The sequence below is a fragment of the Kitasatospora sp. NPDC051984 genome (genome assembly GCF_044593455.1).
Taxonomy (GTDB): domain Bacteria; phylum Actinomycetota; class Actinomycetes; order Streptomycetales; family Streptomycetaceae; genus Kitasatospora.
Genome location: NZ_JBIUCB010000034.1, coordinates 29724 through 49811 on the forward strand (window position 1 = coordinate 29724; position 20088 = coordinate 49811).

The 20088-nt window shown below is 69.7% G+C and carries 14 protein-coding genes; 12 read left to right on the forward strand and 2 right to left on the reverse strand.

All coding sequences use genetic code 11. The features are described 5' to 3' along the window. The first annotated feature begins 121 nt into the window (after positions 1-121). The 3 genes from ACIHEI_RS34570 to mycP all read left to right on the forward strand — a co-directional run bounded on the left by ACIHEI_RS34570 (position 122) and on the right by mycP (position 2219). Positions 122-421, forward strand: a complete 300-nt coding sequence (locus ACIHEI_RS34570; protein ID WP_396609529.1) for a WXG100 family type VII secretion target — start codon at positions 122-124, stop codon at positions 419-421. A 71-nt stretch (positions 422-492) separates the two neighbouring features. After that, positions 493-777 (forward strand): WXG100 family type VII secretion target, encoded by a 285-nt coding sequence (locus ACIHEI_RS34575; protein ID WP_396609530.1) that lies wholly within the window; start codon positions 493-495, stop codon positions 775-777. Between the two features lie 131 nt (positions 778-908). Beyond that, the gene (gene mycP, locus ACIHEI_RS34580) at positions 909-2219 is read left to right on the forward strand and encodes a type VII secretion-associated serine protease mycosin (RefSeq protein WP_396609531.1); all 1311 of its coding nucleotides are present in this window, start codon (positions 909-911) and stop codon (positions 2217-2219) included. A 95-nt stretch (positions 2220-2314) separates the two neighbouring features. On the opposite strand, the gene ACIHEI_RS34585 is transcribed toward mycP, so the two are convergent. Together ACIHEI_RS34585 and eccCa are read right to left on the reverse strand one after the other, a co-directional pair. Then, on the reverse strand, positions 2315-3724 hold the full coding sequence (locus ACIHEI_RS34585) for an APC family permease (RefSeq protein ID WP_396609532.1): 1410 nt from the start codon (positions 3722-3724) through the stop codon (positions 2315-2317). Between the two features lie 470 nt (positions 3725-4194). Next, positions 4195-8154, reverse strand: a complete 3960-nt coding sequence (gene eccCa, locus ACIHEI_RS34590; RefSeq protein ID WP_396609533.1) for a type VII secretion protein EccCa — start codon at positions 8152-8154, stop codon at positions 4195-4197. 512 nt (positions 8155-8666) lie between these two features. Between eccCa and eccD the strand changes: the two genes are divergently transcribed. From eccD to ACIHEI_RS34635, 9 genes are all read left to right on the forward strand, one after another. After that, complete coding sequence (eccD, locus tag ACIHEI_RS34595) at positions 8667-10133, forward strand: type VII secretion integral membrane protein EccD (protein WP_387649657.1); 1467 nt, start codon at positions 8667-8669, stop codon at positions 10131-10133. Between the two features lie 88 nt (positions 10134-10221). Then, positions 10222-10512 carry a 30S ribosomal protein S15 gene (gene rpsO, locus ACIHEI_RS34600; RefSeq protein WP_387649654.1) on the forward strand — a complete coding sequence of 97 codons (291 nt, stop codon included), beginning with the start codon at positions 10222-10224 and terminating at the stop codon, positions 10510-10512. Positions 10513-10886: 374 nt separating this feature from the next. Continuing rightward, the gene (locus tag ACIHEI_RS34605; RefSeq protein ID WP_387649651.1) at positions 10887-13094 is read left to right on the forward strand and encodes a polyribonucleotide nucleotidyltransferase; all 2208 of its coding nucleotides are present in this window, start codon (positions 10887-10889) and stop codon (positions 13092-13094) included. A 139-nt stretch (positions 13095-13233) separates the two neighbouring features. Next, entirely contained in the window at positions 13234-14589 is a 1356-nt protein-coding gene (locus tag ACIHEI_RS34610; RefSeq protein WP_392956112.1) for a M16 family metallopeptidase, read from the forward strand. Between the two features lie 54 nt (positions 14590-14643). Beyond that, a complete protein-coding gene (gene dapB, locus ACIHEI_RS34615; protein WP_396609534.1) occupies positions 14644-15390 on the forward strand; it encodes a 4-hydroxy-tetrahydrodipicolinate reductase in 747 nt (248 codons plus the stop codon). 1 nt (position 15391) lies between these two features. Continuing rightward, positions 15392-15853: a hypothetical protein gene (locus ACIHEI_RS34620; RefSeq protein ID WP_387868454.1), complete on the forward strand. Its 462-nt coding sequence runs from the start codon at positions 15392-15394 to the stop codon at positions 15851-15853. Positions 15854-15887: 34 nt separating this feature from the next. Then, positions 15888-16673 (forward strand): FAD-dependent thymidylate synthase, encoded by a 786-nt coding sequence (gene thyX, locus ACIHEI_RS34625; RefSeq protein ID WP_035866708.1) that lies wholly within the window; start codon positions 15888-15890, stop codon positions 16671-16673. A gap of 318 nt (positions 16674-16991) precedes the next feature. After that, entirely contained in the window at positions 16992-17891 is a 900-nt protein-coding gene (gene dapA / locus ACIHEI_RS34630) for a 4-hydroxy-tetrahydrodipicolinate synthase (RefSeq protein WP_392956106.1), read from the forward strand. Between the two features lie 172 nt (positions 17892-18063). Continuing rightward, positions 18064-19749, forward strand: coding sequence for a ribonuclease J (locus ACIHEI_RS34635; RefSeq protein WP_392956103.1), 1686 nt, complete (start codon positions 18064-18066; stop codon positions 19747-19749). Positions 19750-20088 lie beyond the last annotated feature (339 nt).

Genomic DNA, 20088 nt, shown 5'->3' on the forward strand with positions numbered 1-20088 from the left:
GTGTTGGGCGGAGCGCACTTGGCCGTTACAGTGCTACAGAGCACCACGCCACGTGGTGCCCGTGCGGGCGTTCGCCACAGGGGCGCCCGGATGAAATCTGTCTCATGGGGGACGGTGGATCATGGCAGGTCAGTTCACGATGACCGCGGAGGAAATGACCTCCTTCGCGAACCGTATCGGCGAGGTCAACCAGCAGGTGCAGGGCGAGATCAGCCGCCTGAACAACCTGGTCTCCGAGATCTCTTCGGGCTGGAAGGGCACGGCCGCGTCTGCGTACCAGCAGATGCAGCAGCGGACCAACGACGACGCCAACGCGCTCAACAAGGTGCTCGACGAGATCCGTCAGGCGATCGAGGCGACCACCAAGGCGTACTCGATGACCGAAGAAGAGCAGCGTGCTGCCGTCGGTGGCATCGGCTGACGCCGAGCCGGTAACCGCCACATCGCGCCCTCACGGGGGCGCGCCGTGCATCCATCGACAAGGAGACAACCATGTCCATTCTCGTCAATTTCCAGACTCTGCAGAACGCCAGCTCCGAGGTGCGTCAGACCGCTTCGCGCATCCAGTCGCAGCTTGACGACCTGAAGGCGGGCGTTCAGCGCATCGCCACCTCCTGGGAGGGTTCGGCCCAGGAGGGCTACCAGGCCCGCCAGGCTGAGTGGGACCGCAAGGCCGCCGACCTGCAGCAGGTGCTCGGCCAGATCTCCAGCGCGCTGGACAACGCGGCGCAGAGCTACCAGCAGACCGAGAACTCGAACCAGAGCCTCTGGCAGTGAGTTTCCCTCTCGGGGACTCTGCGCGGTAAGCGCTCTTCTCAAGGGCGGGCGTCCCACTGGGCGCCCGCCCTTCGCGCGTTGCACGGGGCACGCGCCGAACACGGGTGGAAGCAATGAGGGGTGGACTTCAGGTGTCGTCAGGATCGTTGCGCCGGGCCGGCGCGGTGCTGCTGGTGCTCGGGGTGGTCGGCACGACGGCCGCCGGCCCCGCCTACGCCGAGCCCTCGCCCGCGGCCTCCGAGGGAGCCGGGTTCCGACAGCCGGTGGCGATCGCGGCGGCCGGTGACTGTGCCCAGAAGGACGTCGAGGCCGTGCCCTGGTCGCTCCAGCGGGTCTTCCTGGACGAGCTGTGGGGTGTCGACAAGGACGGCAAGGCCCATCACACCGGGGACGGCGTCAAGGTCGCCGTGATCGACACCGGCGTGGACGTCGGCAACCCGCAGTTGGGTGCCCCCGGCAAGGTGATCGACGGCGGGGACCTGCTCGGCGACGCGCAGGTGAGGGCCGGTCAGCAGAAGCCGGATGGCAGCGCCCTGTCCGACAAGGTCGGGCACGGCACCAAGGTCGCGGGCATCATCGCAGCCAGTCCGAGGACCGGGGTCGGCTTCGTCGGCCTGGCGAAGGACGCGAAGATCATCTCGATCCGGCAGAACGATGCCGAGGGCCACGGCAGTGTGTCCACGCTGATCGACGCCATCAAGGCGGCGATGCGGCTGGGGGCCGATGTCATCAACATCTCGCAGGACGTTCGGGTCGAGGTGGACCCGACCAAGCCCCCCGGCGTACCGGCGTTCGCCGAGGACGGTCAGTTGGAGGCGGTGCTGAAGCAGGCCGAAAGTGACGGGATCGTGGTGGTCGCGTCCTCCGGCAACGACGGCGCCGAGGGCGACACCTATCCGGCCAAGTACGACACCGTGCTGGCCGTGGGCGCGTCCGACCGCAACAACGAGCGGGCCACGTTCTCGCAGTACGGCGACTTCGTCAAGGTGGTCGCGCCGGGCGTCGACATGCTCTCCACCGTCCCCGGGGGCGGCCAGTGCACCGACAACGGCACCAGCTTCTCCGCGCCCTACGTGTCCGGCCTGGCCGCGATCCTCAAGGGACAGCACAAGGACTGGACCCCCAAGCAGATCCGTACCGTGATCGAGCAGACCGCCCAGCGCACCGAGCACGGCCACAACAAGTGGATCGGCTGGGGCGTGGTCGACCCGGTCAAGGCGGTCTCGTACACCGACACGCCGAGCTCGTCCCCGACCCCGGACGTCCCGACCAAGCTGGACACCGTTCCGCTGGTCGCGCAGCCGGCGGGCCTGGAGGAGACGCAGGCGGACCGGGACCGGCGGACCGGCACCTTCGTGCTCGGGGCCGGTGGCCTGCTGGTGGCGGGCCTGGCGGGCGGGGCGATCGTCGCCCGTGACATGGGCCGGCGCCGCCGCCACTGACCGTTCGGACCGGTGTGCGGGCCGGCCCCGGAAAGGGGTCGGCCCCGCCGGTCGGGGGGAACCGGCGGGGCCGAAGAGGGAGCGGGTGCAGGGGGTCAGGCCCGCTCGTCCTCGGGGAGGGTGATCACCCAGCGGGTCTCCTGACGGGGACGCAGGTAGAACGCCCAGTAGAGGCTGGCGGCGGCGGTGATGCCCAGGGTCCACCACAGGCCGGGGCCGTTGAGCTGGTAGAGCGTGTAGCCGAGGGCGCCGATGACCAGGATCGGCAGCGCGGGCCACAGCGGCTGGCGCCAGGCCGGAGCGTGCTTGTGCTCACCGCGGCGGGAGAACAGCGAGCCGACGGCGACCAGCAGGTACAGCGCGGCGACGGCGACACCGGTGATCTCGATCAGCAGGGACTGCTCCACGAAGCAGAGCACCGCGCCGGGGATGCCGACCGCCAGGGTGGAGACCCACGGGGCGCTGAACTTGTTGAGGGTGCCGAAGGCGTTGTTCACCGGCGCGGGCCAGGCCTTGTCGCGGCCGGAGGCGAACAGCACCCGGGAGTTCTGGATGACCATCACGATGCCCGCGTTGATGATCGCCAGCGCGATGCAGAGGCTGATGAAGGTGCCGACGGCGCTGTTGCTCCAGCCGATCACCAGCTCCGAGATGTTTCCGCTGGTCAGTGCGGCCATGTCCGGCGCACCCATGGTGATGGCGGCGACCGGGATGACGATGATGGCGACCGACAGGCCCAGCGTCCACATCACGGTGCGGGCGACGTTCTTGCGCGGGTTCTCCAGCTCCTCGGAGAGGTAGATCGCGGTGGAGAAGCCCTGGGTGACGAAGAGCGCGGTGCCCATCATGGCCAGGATCCCCGCGAAGCCCACGCCGGAGGTGGCGCCCGCCGCGTCGACCATGGTGCCGTGCAGCATGGTGTCCGCGCCGCGCTCGGTGTGGGTGAAGCCGAGGAAGGACACCACGCCGCAGGCGATGACCTCGAGGACCAGGAAGATGCCGGTGATCCAGGCGTTGGCGCGCAGGTCGAGCAGACCGGCGATGGTGGCCGCGATCATCACCACGGCGCCGGCGATCTTCGGGTCGATGTGGATGATCGGGTTGAGGTACTCGGCGGTGCCCATCGCGATGATGGACGGCACGATCATCACCACGATCAGCGACTGGATGAACACCAACCAGCCCGCGAACTTGCCCGCCAGGGTGCCGACCATGGCGTACTCGCCGCCCGCAGAGGGCACCAGGGTGCCGAGCTCGGAGTAACAGAACGCCACCGCGATACAGATGATCGAGCCGATGGCGATGGCCATCATGGTGTAGGTGCCGAGGCCTTGGAACAGCTCTGGAACGAGCACGAAGAGTGATGATGCCGGGGTCACGCAGGAGAGCGTGAGCAGCGTGCCACCCACGACGCCGAGCGATCGGGCGAGCTTCTTCGGTGCGTCCGCGCCGGCGGCGGCACCCGGAGCGGGGGCTGCTGCCTGCGGGGGGAGCGTGTCGGTCATGGGGGCATCCGATCGGCTGTGCGGTGGTGAGGGGAAGGGAGCGGTATCGCCTCCGAAACACGTTCTCGCGGGTGTGGTTCTCTATCGCTCCCGATGCGCCAGGTTGCCTGGATGAATTGGCATCGTCAACGCGCGATGAGCTGCGGAATCCGTTGTCATAAGCCGGTTTTTCCTACGGAACACAGCCGAGTGGCCGACTGGGTGCTTGATTCCCGCCAGGCAACTCTGGTGAACTGCGCTTGAATCGAAGGTGAAGTGATCTGCGCAACTCCGATTCAAAGGCATGGCGCCGACACGGCTGGGGGCCCGAAAACCCAGGCCGACCGGTCACACGGGTACGGGAACCGAAGGAAGAGCCTAAAAATCAGAACATAACGTTATGGCACCGTCCGGCCCCTGGGATGCCAAAGGGCCGGATCCCTTCCGGAACCCGGCCCTGTTGGTCACACTGAGTGATTCTCGCCCGAGGGCTACTGCAGGGTCGGCAGCCAACCGGTCTGCACCGTCTGACCCGCCTGCATGCGGCGGGAGACGAACACACCACGGCCCTGCGGCTGCGGCTGCGGCTTGACGGTGCCCAGCAGCGCGCCCTCGCCCTTGTCACCGGAGAGGATCAGGCCCTGGCCGCCCAGCTCGCGCATGCGCTGCATCACCGGCTCGAACAGCGAGCGGCCGGCGCCACCCGCGTTGCGGGCGACGATCAGACGCAGACCGATGTCGCGCGCGAACGGCAGGAACTCCGCCAGCGGCGCCATCGGGTTGCCCGACTGGGTGGCGACCAGCTCGTAGTCGTCCACGATCACGAACATGTCCTTGCCCTGGTACCAGCTGCGGTTGCGCAGCTGCTCCGGGGTGACGTCCGGACCGGGCAGACGACGCGAGCAGGCGCCGCGCAGCATCTCCACGATCGCCGACATGGCGGGCGCGGCAGCCGCGTACTCCACCAGGTACTCCGGCGGAACCACGCCCAGCAGCGAGCGGCGGAAGTCGCCGATCACGATGCCGGCCTGGTCCGGGGTGTACCGCTCGGTGATCTGCTTGATCAGCATGCGCAGCATCGCCGACTTGCCGGACTCGCTCTCGCCGAAGATGACGAACATCGGGTCGGTCTCGAAGTTGACGAACACCGGCGCCAGCTCGACCTCGTCGACACCGAACGCGACACCCAGCTCGGGGTGCTCGAAGCCCTTGGGCAGCGAGTTGCCGTCGAGCACGGCCGGCAGCATGCGCACCTGCGGGGCGCGCGGGCCGGTCCAGGCCGCGTTGATCTGGCTGACCATGTCGGCGACGCCGTCCACCAGGTCCTCGGTGGTGCCGGCGCCGTCGATGCGCGGCAGACCGGACAGGAAGTGCAGCTGCTCATGGGTCAGACCACGACCCGGGATCGCCGGCACGTTCACCGCGACCTTGCGGTTGATCTCGGACTCCATGGAGTCACCGAGCTTCAGCTCGACGCGGTTCTGCAGCTGGTCCTTCAGCGCCGGGCGGATCTCGGCGTAGCGGGCCGCGGTGATCACCACGTGGACGCCGTAACCGAGACCTCGCTGCGCGATGTCGCCGATGACCGGCTCCAGGACCTCGAACTCCTGCTTGAAGATCAGCCAGCCGTCGATGAACAGGAACACGTCGCCGAAGCTCTCGTCCGGCAGCTGCCCGTTGGCACGGCGGGTGCGGTAGGTGGCGATGGTGTCGATGCCCTGGGCGCGGAACAGCTCCTCACGGCGGTTGAGCACCCCGTGCACCTCGCTGATCATGCGGCGGACCTTCTCGACGTCCAGTCGGCCCGCCACGCCGCCGACGTGCGGCAGGTCGGCCAGCGAGCCGAAGCCGCCACCGCCGAAGTCGAGCAGGTAGAACTGCGTCTCGACCGGGGTGTGGGTGACCGAGAAGCCCGTCACGATGGTGCGCACCATGGTGGACTTGCCGGACTGCGGACCGCCGACGATCATGCCGTGGCCGGCCGCGCCCGAGTAGTTCAGGTACATCACGTCGCGGCGCTGGTCGCGCGGCTTGTCGACGATGCCGACCGGGACGATCAGGTTGCCCTGGGTGATGGACGCCGGGGTCAGACCGCGTTCCGGGCTGACCTGCAGCGGCTCCAGCAGGCTGTCCACCGACGGCGGCGCCTCCAGCGGGGGCAGCCACACCTGGTGGGCCGGCGGGCCCTGGCCGATCATGCGCTGGACGAACACGTCGAGCATGGTGTCCAGCAGCGCGTCGTCCTTCTCCTCCTCGTCCGACGGGTCGGGAAGGATCTCCTCCACCTCGGGCTCGATGATCTCGACCTCGGCGGCGGTGAACAGCACCGGCTGGGCGGTGACCACCCGGCCGCCGACCGCGCGCTGCTGGCCCGGCGGACGGTACTTGCCGGACACGTACGCGGCCCGGAAGCGCTCCATCACGTCGGAGCCGAACTTGAGGTAGCCCACGCCGGGGATCGGCGGCAGGTGGTAGGCGTCCGGGACACCGATCGCGGCCCGCGACTCGGCGGCCGAGAAGGTGCGCAGACCCAGTCGGTAGGACAGGAAGGTGTCCAGACCGCGGAGCTTGCCCTCCTCCAGTCGCTGCGAGGCCAGCAGCATGTGCATACCGAGCGAACGGCCGATACGGCCGATCTGGATGAACAGGTCGATGAAGTCCGGCTTCGCGGTGAGCAGTTCGGAGAACTCATCGATGATCATCAGCAGCGAGGGCAGCGGGTCGAGCGGCGCACCCGCGGTGCGGGCCCGCTCGTACTCGTTGATGTTCGCGTAGTTGCCCGCCGCGCGCAGCAGCTCCTGGCGGCGGTTCATCTCGCCCTCGATCGCGTCGCGCATGCGGTCGATCAGGGTGGCTTCGCCCTCGAGGTTGGTGATCACGGCCGCGGTGTGCGGCATCTCCGCCATACCGGCGAAGGTCGCACCACCCTTGAAGTCCGCGAGGACCAGGTTCAGCACCTCGGACGAGTGGGTGACCGCCAGCGCCAGCACGATGGTGCGGAGCACCTCGGACTTGCCGGAACCGGTCGCGCCGACGCACATGCCGTGCGGGCCCATGCCCTCCAGCGAGGCTTCCTTGATGTCCAGCCAGACGTACTCGCCGTTGCTGCCGACGCCCAGCGGGACGCGCAGCTTCTCGCGGATCGGCTTGGGACGCCAGTGCCGGGCCGGGTCGAAGGAACCCGGGTCGCCGGTGTGCATCATCTCGGTGAAGTCCATCGAGACCAGCGACGGGTCGCTGTCGTCGCCGCCCGCGGACGCCCGGAACGGCGCCAACTGCCGCGACAGCGCCTCGGCCTGCCACCCCGAGAGGGTGTCCGGCTTGCCCGGGTAGCTGGCACCGGAGGCGGCCTCCAGCAGCAGCTCGTGCTTGCCGACGGTGATCACCAGGTGGCCGTTCGGCTCGTCCAGGTCACCCGGGACGACCTCGATCACGGTGACGCCCTGGACGCCCTCCGGACCGGCGATCACCGAGTCGACCGGCACCGAGGCGCCGTCCATGATGACCACCAGGTGCGGCTGGTCCGAACTCGGCGTGCTGTCACGGGAGAAGCCCTTGCGGCCGGCCAGCTCGTTGGCCAGCAGCTCCTCCAGCTCGCCCAGCCCGGAGGCGATCAGACGCCGCGAACCGGCGCCGTCGCTGTCCTTGCGGTGCTGGGTGTGCGGCAGCCACTTCGCCCACTCCCACTCCTCCACCGCGCCGGGCGCGGCGGCCACCCCGATCATCAGGTCCTCGGGGGAGTGCAGGGTCGCCAACTGGGCCACCATCGCCCGGACGTTGCCGTACACCGAGTCCGGGTCGCCGCACACCGTGATGTGGTAGAAGGCGCGCAGCGAGACCGCCAGCGGCAGGTCCTGCAGCGTGCCGTGGGTCTTGATGAAGGTGCCCATCGCCTCCGCGGCGAGCGGCTCCAACTCGTCCATCGGCGCGGTCTGCGGCGCCACCAGCGGCGTCGACAGCTGCAACGGGCCCAGGCCCACCCGGATCTGTGCGAAGTCCGGATCCGTCGGCCGGCGCTCCCACAGCCGGCGGCCCTCGGCCACGATCGACCACAGCTGGTCGGGCTCCGGGTGGGTGAACAGCAGCGCCCCGCGCTGCCGTTCGGCCGTGCGACGCACCTCGCGGCGCTTCTGCTGCAGGTACTTCAGGTAGTCGCGGCGCTCGTCCGAGGTGGCCGCGCTACCGCCCTTGCGCGCCTTGACGATCTGCGCCACCGCCATCGCGGCGGTCGACGCGACCATCAGGACACCCATCATCTTCATCGGGCCCTGTGCGCCCGGAGAGAAGAAGAACGCCGCCGAACCGCCCATGCCGAGCAGCGGCAGCAGCGACATCATCCAGTCCTCGCCACCGCCCCGCGGCAACTCCGGCGGCGGAACCAGCTCGACCGGCTCCTCCGACACCGGAGGCGGGAACGCCCGCGGCGGACGCTTGACCGTCACCGTACTCACGCCATCACCCCGCCCCCAGCGACAGCCGCAGCGCGCGACTCCCCGTCGTCAACGGTGCGCCCTCCCCGGGCACAGAGTCGGGGGCACCCCCATCGCTCGCTCACAATCCGCCCTCACGCATCTGGATACGTACGGTGAGGGCGCCCCGTGTGATGACGCCGCCCCCGCTCCGCCGAACCGCAGGCGTGCGGGGCTGTCGCGTCTTCGATCGCCGCCCCCGTACGCCGTGCGCAGGGGCCGATCCTACTGCGCTGGGCAAGCCGTTCGTCCACGGGGTCGGCCACCGGCAGGGTTCCGACCGGGCGTCAACACACAACCCCCGGCACGCCTGCGCACCGCCTCCACCCGCACGCGCCGCCCGCGCCCCGTCCACGCCCCCGACGCAGTGCGTCCTTGCGCCGAGGGGGTAAGGTGACGCCGCGCCAACTCTCGTTCGGGCCGTGACAGTTCCGGAGCCGGTCGACGAGTGGTCAGCAGACTTGCCGACACAGCCAACGAGGGGGAGAGGGCCGGTGAGCACAAACGCTACGACCGGTTTCTGCCGGGTCACCGTGGTGGCACCGGACAGCCGGATCGACGTCGCCCTGCCGGAGGACGTCCCGCTCGCCGACATCTACCCGGAAGTGCTGCGGCTCTCCGGGCAGACCCAGGTGGACGGAACACCGACCGGGTTCCATTTGGTGCGGCGGGACGGCACCGTGCTCGACAGCGGACTTCCGCTGGCGGCCCAACAGGTCCGCGACGGTGACCTGTTGAGCCTTCGCCCGTTCTCCGAGTCGCTGCCGCCGGCCGTCTACGACGACGTTGCCGACGCCATCGCCTCGGCGGTCGAGGCCGACCGCAGGTTCTGGAGCCCCGACCTGATGCGGGCCTTCGGCCTGATCTCCGGCACGGTGCTGCTCACCCTGCTGGCGTTCGCGCTGTGGTTCTCCGACCTGCGGCACAACATGTTCGGCCTGCCGGGCATCCTGGCCGGCGTCACCGCCGTCGTGCTGGTGACCTACGCCGCCGTCCGCGCCCGGGTCTACGACGACCACATCGCCGCGCTCGCGCTCGGCCTCGGCGCGCTGCCGCACGCCATGCTGGCCGGCTCCGGCATCATCGACGTCCCGGGCGCCGGCGACGGCCCCGGCCGGCTCCAGTTCCTGGTCGGCTGCGTCACCGTGCTGGTGGTCTCCGTCCTGCTGGTCGGCCTGCTGCCGGAGAAGGACTCGGTGTTCGTCGCCGCCGCCTTCGTCGCCGCCGCCGGCACCCTGGCCACCTTCGCCGCGGTGCTGATGTCCGGCACCGCGATCACCGACATCGCCGCTGTCACCGGCGTCGCCGCGGTCGCCGCGGTCGGCTTCCTGCCCGCGCTGTCCGCCCGGTTCGCCCGCCTGCCCGTCGGCTTCAGCGCCCCCGGCCAGGCCCGCACCCGCGGCACCGCCTACGGCGAGGAGACCGCCAGCGCCGAGACCGTCCAGTACGAGCGGATCGCCGCCCAGGCCCGCCGCGGCCACGAGGTGCTGGTCGGCCTGGTCGGCGGCGCCGCCACCACCATCGTCGGCGCCTGCACCGTGCTCGGCTTCAGCGACCGCAGCTGGGCCGAACTGCTGGCCCTGGCCATCGGCGTCACGACCATGCTGCGCGCCCGGCTGTTCCGCTACACCGCCCAGGTGTTCGCGCTCACCATCGCCGGCCTGGCCGGCCTGTCGCTGCTGATCCTCGGCCTGGCCCTGCACACCCCGATGCACCTGGCGGCGGCCGCGGCCCTCGGCGGCAGCGACACCGGCGAACTGCGCACGGTGTGGCTGTCCGCGTCCATCGCGGCCGGCGCCGCGATCATGATCGCGATCGCGCTGATCGTCCCGCGTTCCGGTGTGTCCCCGTTCTGGGGCCGCATCCTGGACATGGTCGACAGCCTGATGCTGATCGCCCTGGTGCCGCTGGCGCTGGCCGTGCTCAACATCTACAACGTGGTGCGCGGCGCGACCGGCTGAGCCGCGCTGGTATCGTTGATCCGTCCGAGTTCTGTCAGGCCCTGTGCTTTCGACCAGGGCCACTCGGCACACACCTAAGGAGATGCCCGTGGCCCTCGCCGCTGACGTCAAGAAGCAGATCATCGCCGAGTTCGGCCAGAAGGAGGGCGACACCGGCTCTCCCGAGGTTCAGGTGGCCATGCTCTCCCGCCGCATCTCGGACCTGACCGGGCACCTCAAGTTCCACAAGCACGACCACCACTCGCGTCGTGGCCTGCTGATCCTGGTCGGCCAGCGTCGCCGCCTGCTGCAGTACCTGGCCAAGAAGGACATCGAGCGCTTCCGTACCCTGGTGGACCGCCTCGGCATCCGCCGCGGTGCCGCCGGCGGCGCCCGCTGACACCGCTCGTAGGGGCGGCTCCCCTCACCGGGGAGCCGCCCTTCGGCGCTTTCCGCGCCACCTCGCGACCGCACCCCGCGAACAGCTCGCCTTAAAGCCGCGCTCGATAGGGTGTGAATTTGTAAGGTAAAGGGCATGCCCGCCCTTGCGGGCCGACAAGGCTTCAAACGGAAGCCGCCCGCACCGCAGGAGCGTCCACACGCAGACGCCGCCGCACGCCGAAAGGCGCCGGTCCTCGGTAGTGGCCGCCGGAACCCCCGACACGCGGGGACGGACCCGGTGGCTTCGATCGAAGACCGGCCCAACTGCCCGGGCCACGGCAGGCAAGCGCAGCGGCGCTCCTGGGGAGACGTACAAAAGAGGAGATCTTCCAGGTGGAAGAGAACGTTTTCTACGCCGAGGCCGTCATCGACAACGGCAGCTTCGGTACCCGCACCATCCGCTTCGAGACCGGCCGCCTGGCCCGTCAGGCCGCCGGCTCCGCCGTGGCCTACCTGGACGACGACACCATGGTGCTGTCGGCCACCAGCGCCTCGAAGCAGCCCAAGGAGCACTTCGACTTCTTCCCGCTGACGGTGGACGTCGAGGAGCGGATGTACGCCGCCGGCCGCATCCCCGGCTCGTTCTTCCGCCGTGAGGGCCGGCCGTCGGAGGACGCGATCCTCACCTGCCGCCTGATCGACCGCCCGCTGCGCCCGTCCTTCGTCAAGGGCCTGCGCAACGAGGTCCAGGTCGTCGTCACCGTCATGGCGCTGAACCCCGACCACCTGTACGACGTGGTGGCCATCAACGCGGCCTCCGCCTCCACCCAGCTGGCCGGCCTGCCGTTCTCCGGCCCGATCGGCGGCGTCCGCGTCGCGCTGATCAACGGCCAGTGGGTGGCCTTCCCGACCCACTCCGAGCTGGAGTCGGCCGTCTTCGACATGGTCGTCGCCGGTCGCGTCCTGCCGGACGGCGACGTCGCGATCATGATGGTCGAGGCCGAGGCCACCGACAAGACCATCAAGCTGGTCGAGGGCGGCGCCGACGCCCCCACCGAGGAGATCGTCGCCGCCGGCCTGGAGGCCGCGAAGCCGTTCATCAAGGTGCTGTGCGCCGCGCAGGCCCAGCTGGCCAAGCAGGCCGCCAAGCCGACCGGCGAGTTCCCGCGCTTCCTGGAGTACCAGGACGACGTGCTGGCCGCGCTGACCGCCGCCGTCAAGGACGAGCTGTCCAAGGCGCTGACCATCGCGGGCAAGCAGGAGCGCCAGAACGAGCTGGACCGCATCAAGGCCGTCGCCGCCGACAAGCTGCTCCCGGAGTTCGAGGGCCGCGAGAAGGAGATCAGCGGCGCCTACAACGCGCTCACCAAGAAGATCGTCCGCGAGCGCGTCATCAAGGACAAGGTCCGCATCGACGGCCGCGGCGTCACCGACATCCGCACCCTGGCCGCCGAGGTCGAGGCCATCCCGCGGGTGCACGGCTCGGCCCTGTTCGAGCGCGGCGAGACCCAGATCCTGGGCGTCACCACGCTGAACATGCTGCGCATGGAGCAGCAGCTCGACACGCTCTCCCCGGAGACCCGTCGCCGCTACATGCACAACTACAACTTCCCGCCGTACTCGGTCGGCGAGACCGGCCGCGTCGGTTCGCCGAAGCGCCGCGAGATCGGCCACGGCGCCCTCGCCGAGCGCGCGATCCTCCCGGTCCTGCCGACCCGCGAGGAGTTCCCCTACGCGATCCGCCAGGTCTCCGAGGCGCTGGGCTCCAACGGCTCCACCTCGATGGGCTCGGTCTGCGCGTCCACCATGTCGCTGCTGAACGCCGGTGTGCCGCTGAAGGCCGCCGTCGCCGGTATCGCCATGGGCCTGATCTCGCAGGAGATCGACGGTGAGACCCACTACGTGACGCTCACCGACATCCTCGGTGCCGAGGACGCGTACGGCGACATGGACTTCAAGGTCGCCGGTACCCGCAACTTCATCACCGCCCTGCAGCTGGACACCAAGCTCGACGGCATCCCGGCCTCCGTGCTGGCCGCCGCGCTGAAGCAGGCCCGGGACGCCCGCCTGCACATCCTCGACGTGATGAACGAGGCCATCGACTCGCCCGACGAGATGTCCCCGAACGCGCCGCGGATCATCACCATCAAGATCCCGGTGGACAAGATCGGTGAGGTCATCGGCCCCAAGGGCAAGATGATCAACCAGATCCAGGAGGACACCGGCGCCGAGATCACCATCGAGGACGACGGCACCATCTACATCGGTGCCGCCGACGGCCCGGCCGCCGAGGCCGCCCGCTCGACGATCAACCAGATCGCCAACCCGACCATGCCGGAGGTCGGCGAGCGCTACCTGGGCACCGTGGTGAAGACCACCACGTTCGGCGCCTTCGTCTCGCTCATGCCGGGCAAGGACGGTCTGCTGCACATCTCGCAGATCCGCAAGCTGGCCGGTGGCAAGCGCGTCGAGAACGTCGAGGACGTGCTCGGCGTCGGCGCCAAGGTGCAGGTCGAGATCGCCGAGATCGACCCGCGCGGCAAGCTGTCGCTGATCCCCGTCATCGAGGGCGAGGAGAGCGGCGAGGCCGCCTCCGAGTGACACCCCGGTAACACCCTGCGGCCCGCACGCCCCATCCGGCGCGTGCGGGCCGCGCCCTGTTCGTGAAGTACCTGCAGTTCATGCAGTTCGTGCAGTTCGTGAAGCTCTCCTCGTGAAGCAGTAGCTGGAAGGAACACCCGTGGCCCAGGCCTCGGCGGCGAAGCAGCGCCCCGGCACCACCCGGACCCTGCTCAAGGGCACCGAAGGCGGCGCGGGCACTGTCCGCCGCACCGTGCTCCCCGGCGGCCTGCGGGTCGTCACCGAGACCCTCCCGACGGTGCGCAGCGCCACCTTCGGCATCTGGGTCGGCGTCGGCTCCCGGGACGAGACCCCGGTGCTGAACGGCGCCACGCACTACCTGGAGCACCTACTCTTCAAGGGCACCGCCCGGCGCGACGCGCTGGAGATCTCCGCCGCGCTGGACGCGGTCGGCGGCGAGATGAACGCGTTCACCGCCAAGGAGAACACCTGCTACTACGCGCGGGTGCTCGACACCGACCTGCCGCTGGCCATCGACGTGGTGTGCGACATGCTCACCGGCTCGCTGATCCGGCCCGAGGACGTGGAGTCCGAGCGCGGCGTCATCCTGGAAGAGATGGCGATGGCGGAGGACGACCCGGGCGACGTGGTGCACGACCTGTTCGCCAAGGTGATCTTCGGGACCGGCCCGCTCGGCCGCCCGATCCTCGGCACCCAGGAGACCGTGTCCGGGCTGAGCCGCGACCAGATCGCGGGCTTCTACCACCGCCGCTACAAGCCGGAGAACCTGGTGGTCGCGGCGGCCGGCAACCTCGACCACGCCAAGGTGGTCAAGCTGGTGGAGAAGGCGTTCGCGCAGGTGCTGGCCAAGTCCAAGGGCCACCCCGCGGAGGTCCGGCGCGGCGTCAAGCCGGTCCGCACCTCCGGCAAGGCCGCCGTCCTCAACCGCCCCACCGAGCAGGCCCACCTGGTGCTCGGCGTCCCCGGCATCCCGCGGCACGACGAGCGCCGCTGGGCGCTGGGCGTGCTCAACGCCGCCCTCGGCGGCGGCATGAGCTCCCGGCTGTTCCAGGAGGTCCGGGAGAAGCGCGGCCTGGCGTACTCCGTGTACTCCTACTCGTCCTCGTACGCCGACACCGGCCTGTTCGGCATCTACGCCGGCTGCCAGCCCAAGCGGGTCGAGGAAGTGCTGAAGATCTGCCGCGAGGAACTCGCCCGGGTGGTCGAGGACGGCATCACCGAGGAGGAACTGCACCGCGCGATCGGCCAGCTCTCCGGCTCCACCGTGCTCGGCATGGAGGACACCGGCTCGCTGATGAACCGCATCGGCAAGGCCGAAATCTCCTACGGCCACCACCTGTCGGTGGACGAGATGCTGCGCAAGATGGCCGAGGTCACCCTGGACGACGTGCACGCCGTCGCCCGTGATGTGCTGGGGGCGCACCGGCCCTCGCTCGCGCTGATCGGCCCGATCAACGACCGGCGGGCCGCCAAGCTGGCCGACCTGCTCGCCTGATTCGCCCGCTTGCCCGCTTGCCCGCTCGCCTGCTCGCCCGGAAGGACAACTGACATGACGCTGCGCGTCGCCGTGATCGGCGCCAAGGGCCGGATCGGCTCGGAGGCCGTCAAGGCCGTGGAGGCCGCCGACGGCATGGAGCTGGTGGCCGCCCTCGGCCGTGGCTCGAAGCTCACCGAACTCGGCGACGCCGGGGTCGACGTCGCGGTCGAACTCACCCACCCCGACTCGGTGATGGGCAACCTCGACTACTGCCTGCGCAACGGCATCCACGTGGTCACCGGCACCACCGGCTGGACCGAGGAGCGCCTGGAGACCGTCCGCGGCCTGCTCGCCGACGCCCCGGAGCTCGGCCTGCTGATCGCCCCGAACTTCTCCATCGGCGCGATCCTCGGCATGAAGTTCTCCCAGCTGGCGGCGAAGTACTTCGAGTCCGTCGAGGTGGTCGAGCTCCACCACGACCGCAAGGCCGACGCCCCGTCCGGCACCGCCACCCGCACCGCGCAGCTGATCGCCGCCGCCCGCGCCGAGGCCGGCCTGCCCCCGCAGCAGGACCCGACCACGCACAGCCTGCCCGGCGCCCGCGGCGCCGACGTGGACGGCGTCCCGGTGCACGCGGTGCGGCTGCGCGGCCTGCTCGCCCACCAGCAGGTGATGTTCGGCGACACCGGCGAGACGCTGACCATCCGGCACGACTCCATGCACCACAGCAGCTTCATGCCCGGCATCCTGCTCGGCGTGCGGAAGATCGCCGACCACCCGGGCCTGACCTTCGGCCTGGAACACTTCCTGGACCTGTGACATGACCTCTCGTACCGGCTTCTTCATCCTCTCCGGCGTCCTGCTGCTGGTCAGCGTGGTCTGCGTGGGGGAGGGCGTCCAGCTCGTCGCCACCGGCAAGCCGCTCGGCATCGGCATCGGCGTGTGCGCCTTCGTCATCCCGGTGATCGGGGTCTGGTTCCTCCGCCAGACCGTCCGCTTCGGCCGGGCCAGCGAGCGGCTCGCCCGTGAGCTGGAGGCCGAGGGCGGCCTGCCCGTGGACGAGCTCAAGCGCACCGGCGGCGGCCGGATCGACCGGGTCTCCGCCGACGCCGTGTTCGCCCGCCGCAAGCGCGAGGCCGAGGCCGACCCCACCGACTGGCGGAACTTCTTCCGGCTCGCCGTCGCCTACGCCGACGCCGGTGACGTACCGCGCGCCCGCAAGGCCATGCAGCACGCCATCAAGCTGCACGACCGGCACTCCACGGCCACCGCCGTAAACTGACCTGTACCGCCCCCGAACAGCCAGGACATCACCCATGCGCGCAGTCGAACCCCAGGTCCACCTGATCGCCCGCCCCGAGCTCGACTACGACGAGGTCGCGGCCTACCTGCAGGACGTCGGCGGCGAGAGCTGGCTGGAGCGGGTCGACCGCGGCGACCTGGACGACGCCCAGAACCTCGCCGAGTTCGCCGGCCGGATCTGCTACCGCTCGTGGAAGCCGGGCCTCAACCCGAACGTCACCAAGGTCCGCACCGACCAGGACGTCTACCTGAAGAACATCCTGGCCAGCGCCCACGGCTCGGTGCTGGAGCACGTCTCCTTCACCTTCGTGCTGCACAACGTCAGCCGGGTGGTCACCCACGAGCTGGTCCGCCACCGGGCCGGCGTCGCGGTCTCCCAGGAGTCGCTGCGCTTCGTCCGCCTCGACGACATCCCGTTCTGGTTCCCCGAGTGGGCGCAGCAGGACGAGGAGCTGATGGGCCGCGCCACCGGCCTGATGCAGCAGATCGAGGAGTTCCAGCACTGGATGGCCGACCACTTCGGGCTGGACGAGGAGGGCGTCAAGTTCCACGAGAAGAAGGAGAAGACCTCCTTCATGCGCCGCTTCGCCCCCGAGGGCCTGGCCACCGGCCTGGTCTGGACGGCGAACGTGCGCACCCTGCGCCACGTCATCGAGAACCGCACCGCGCCGGGCGCCGAGGAGGAGATCCGGCTGCTGTTCGGCAAGATCGGCGAGCTGATGGTCAAGGAGGCGCCCTCGCTGTTCGGCGACTACACCGTCGAGGACGGCGCCTGGGTCCCCGGCTGGCGCAAGGTCTGACGTCCGACCCCGCGGCCGGGGTCTGACGGACCGTCGGACCCCGGCCCGGCCGTGCTCACCCGTGCGGCCTGCCGCAGGCGGCCCGCGAACCGGCCGCTGACCTGCGTGGACGGGCAGATGGACGGACTTGTCCCAGATGCCCGGATTGCGGCGTTCTCGGCCGCTCCATACGCTCGGGGCACGGATTCCGGTGCTGCGTGAACCCCCGAGCGCGCAGCACCGGAATCCCATGTCGGGCCCGGCCCGCGACCCCCAGGACTGTCCAAACCCTGGACCTGCGTGGCTGTCGACCACCGCCCTACGAGTAGCTTTGGACCCATGGCTCCGACCTCCACACCGCAGACGCCCTTCGGCCGGGTCCTGACCGCGATGGTCACCCCCTTCACCGCCGACGGCGAGCTCGACCTCGACGGCGCCCAGCGCCTCGCCGCCCACCTGGTGGACTCCGGGAACGACGGCCTGGTGCTCAACGGCACCACCGGCGAGTCGCCCACCACCACCGACGCGGAGAAGGCCCAGCTGGTCCGGGCCGTGGTCGAGGCGGTCGGAGACCGCGCCCACGTCATCACCGGCGTCGGCACCAACAACACCCACCACAGCGTCGAACTCGCCCGCCAGGCGCAGGCCGCCGGCGCCCACGGCCTGCTCGCGGTCACCCCGTACTACAGCAAGCCGCCGCAGGAGGGCCTGTACCGGCACACCGTCGCGATCGCCGACGCCACCGAGCTGCCGGTGATGCTGTACGACATCCCCGGCCGCGCCGCCGTCGCGCTCGAACACGACACCCTGGTCCGCCTCGGCGAGCACCCGCGGATCGTCGCCAACAAGGACGCCAAGGGCGACGTCGCGGCGGCCGCCCGCGCCATCGCCGACACCGGCCTCGCCTGGTACTCCGGCGACGACAACCTGACCCTGCCGCTGCTCTCGGTCGGAGCCGTCGGCGTGGTCAGCGTGGTCGGCCACGTCGTCGCCGCCGAGATGCGCGCCATGATCGAGGCGTTCGTCGCCGGCGACCACGCCAAGGCGCTCGCCGTCCACCAGTCGCTGCTGCCGGTCTATACCGGTATCTTCCGCACCCAGGGAGTGATTCTCTCCAAGGCGGCGTTGAACCTGCAGGGACACCCGGCCGGCCCGCTCCGGCTGCCCCTGGTCTCCGCCACGGACGCGGAGATCGCCCGGTTGAAGGAGGATCTCGCCGCCGGCGGGGTACACCTGTAACCAACAACAGACGTGCGCGTCCCCGGCTCGCCGGACCCCACCAGGTCCGCCGCTGGACCGGGACCGAAGGCGCGCGGCAAATCGGCAGTCAGGTAACCACGATGGACGCACGCCATATGCCGCCGGGGGAAGAACCCTCCGGGCATATGGCGTGCGTCGTGAGGAGAGTCTTTTGAGCCACCCGCACCCCGAACTCGGCGCTCCCCCCGCACTCAAGGAGGGCGCCCTCCGCATCACCCCGCTGGGCGGTCTCGGCGAGATCGGCCGCAACATGACGGTCCTCGAGTACGGCGACCGCATCCTGATCATCGACTGCGGCGTGCTCTTCCCCGAGGACGAGCAGCCCGGCGTCGACCTGATCCTCCCCGACTTCAGCTACATCCGGGACCGCCTCGACAAGATCGACGGCATCGTCCTGACCCACGGCCACGAGGACCACATCGGCGCCGTCCCCTTCCTCCTCCGGGAGAACCCGGACATCCCGCTGATCGGCTCCAAGCTCACCCTCGCCCTGATCGAGGCCAAGCTCGCCGAGCACCGCATCCGCCCCTACGTCCTGGAGGTCGCCGAGGGCGACCGCGAGCGGATCGGCCCCTTCGACTGCCAGTTCATCGCGGTCAACCACTCCATCCCCGACGCCCTGGCCGTCGCCGTCCGCACCCCCGCGGGCATGGTCGTCGCCACCGGTGACTTCAAGATGGACCAGCTCCCGCTGGACGGCCGCCTCACCGACCTGCCGACCTTCGCCAAGCTGGCCGAAGAGGGCATGGACCTCCTGCTGGTGGACTCCACCAACGCCGAGGTCCCCGGCTTCATCCCGCACGAGCGCGACATCTCCGCCGCGCTGCGCAACGTCTTCGCCAACGCGGAGAAGCGCATCATCGTCGCCTCCTTCGCCAGCCACGTGCACCGCATCCAGCAGGTCCTGGACGCCGCGCACGAGTACAAGCGCAAGGTCGCCTTCGTCGGCCGCTCGATGGTCCGCAACATGGGCATCGCGCGCGACCTCGGCTACCTGAAGGTCCCCGGCAACCTGATCGTCGACGTCAAGACCCTCGACGACCTCCCCGACAAGGAGGTGGTGCTGATCTGCACCGGCTCCCAGGGCGAGCCGATGGCCGCGCTGTCCCGGATGGCCAACCGCGACCACCAGATCCGCATCGTCGAGGGCGACACCGTCGTCCTCGCCTCCTCGCTGATCCCCGGCAACGAGAACGCCGTCTACCGGGTCATCAACGGCCTCACCCGCTGGGGCGCCAAGGTCGTCCACAAGGGCAACGCCAAGGTGCACGTCTCCGGCCACGCCTCGGCCGGCGAGCTCCTGTACTTCTTCAACATCTGCAAGCCGAAGAACCTGATGCCGGTCCACGGCGAATGGCGCCACCTGCGCGCCGCCGCCGACCTCGGCATCGCCACCGGCGTCCCGCGCAACCGCGTGGTCATCGCCGAGGACGGCGTCTGCGTCGACCTGGAGAAGGGCGTCGCCCGGATCGCCGGCAAGGTCCAGGCCGGCTACGTCTACGTGGACGGCTCCTCGGTCGGCGACATCACCGAGGCCTCGCTCAAGGACCGCCGGATCCTCGGCGAAGAGGGCTTCATCTCCGTCTTCGTGGTGGTCGACTCCACCAACGGCAAGATGGTCAGCGGCCCGACCTTCCAGGCCCGCGGCTCCGGCATCGACGACGCGGCATTCGCGTCCATCGCCGGCAAGCTGGAGGAAGCCCTCAACCGCTCCGCCGGGGAAGGCGTCCTGGAGGTCCGCCAGGTTCAGCAGCTGGTCCGCCGGACCGTCGGCAAGTGGGTCGCCGACAACTACCGGCGCCGCCCGATGATCCTCCCGGTCGTCGTCGAGGTCTGACCGACCTGATTTGACCTGGGGCAGCCCGGTGCGTAATGTTCTCCGGGTTGCCCCACGGTCGTGCGGCTTCGCTCCGAATTCGAATTCGTTCGAATGGGGCGGGGAAAACAGGCCGAGAAACTCTGATAGAGTTCGGGAGCGCCGAAAGGCCAAAGCGAATCGGAATGAATGAAACTCCGGAAAACGGAGCGGAAAACATCTGATAAGCTGGAAACACGAAAGAACGCAGTAACATTGAAACGAATGCCCGGAGGGTCGGTCGGAAGGCCGCCTGAAGGAAGTGTCCGTTCCTTGAGAACTCAACAGCGTGCCAAAAGTCAACGCCAGATATGTTGACAT

What these genes read in the sequence shown, in the direction of transcription:
- ACIHEI_RS34570 (WP_396609529.1), top strand. Translation starts at nt 122, where the DNA reads ATGGCAGGTCAGTTCACGATGACCGCGGAGGAAATGACCTCCTTCGCG.
- ACIHEI_RS34575 (WP_396609530.1), top strand. Translation starts at nt 493, where the DNA reads ATGTCCATTCTCGTCAATTTCCAGACTCTGCAGAACGCCAGCTCCGAG.
- ACIHEI_RS34585 (WP_396609532.1), bottom strand. Translation starts at nt 3,724, where the DNA reads ATGACCGACACGCTCCCCCCGCAGGCAGCAGCCCCCGCTCCGGGTGCC.
- dapB (WP_396609534.1), top strand. Translation starts at nt 14,644, where the DNA reads ATGACGCTGCGCGTCGCCGTGATCGGCGCCAAGGGCCGGATCGGCTCG.
- ACIHEI_RS34620 (WP_387868454.1), top strand. Translation starts at nt 15,392, where the DNA reads ATGACCTCTCGTACCGGCTTCTTCATCCTCTCCGGCGTCCTGCTGCTG.
- thyX (WP_035866708.1), top strand. Translation starts at nt 15,888, where the DNA reads ATGCGCGCAGTCGAACCCCAGGTCCACCTGATCGCCCGCCCCGAGCTC.
- dapA (WP_392956106.1), top strand. Translation starts at nt 16,992, where the DNA reads ATGGCTCCGACCTCCACACCGCAGACGCCCTTCGGCCGGGTCCTGACC.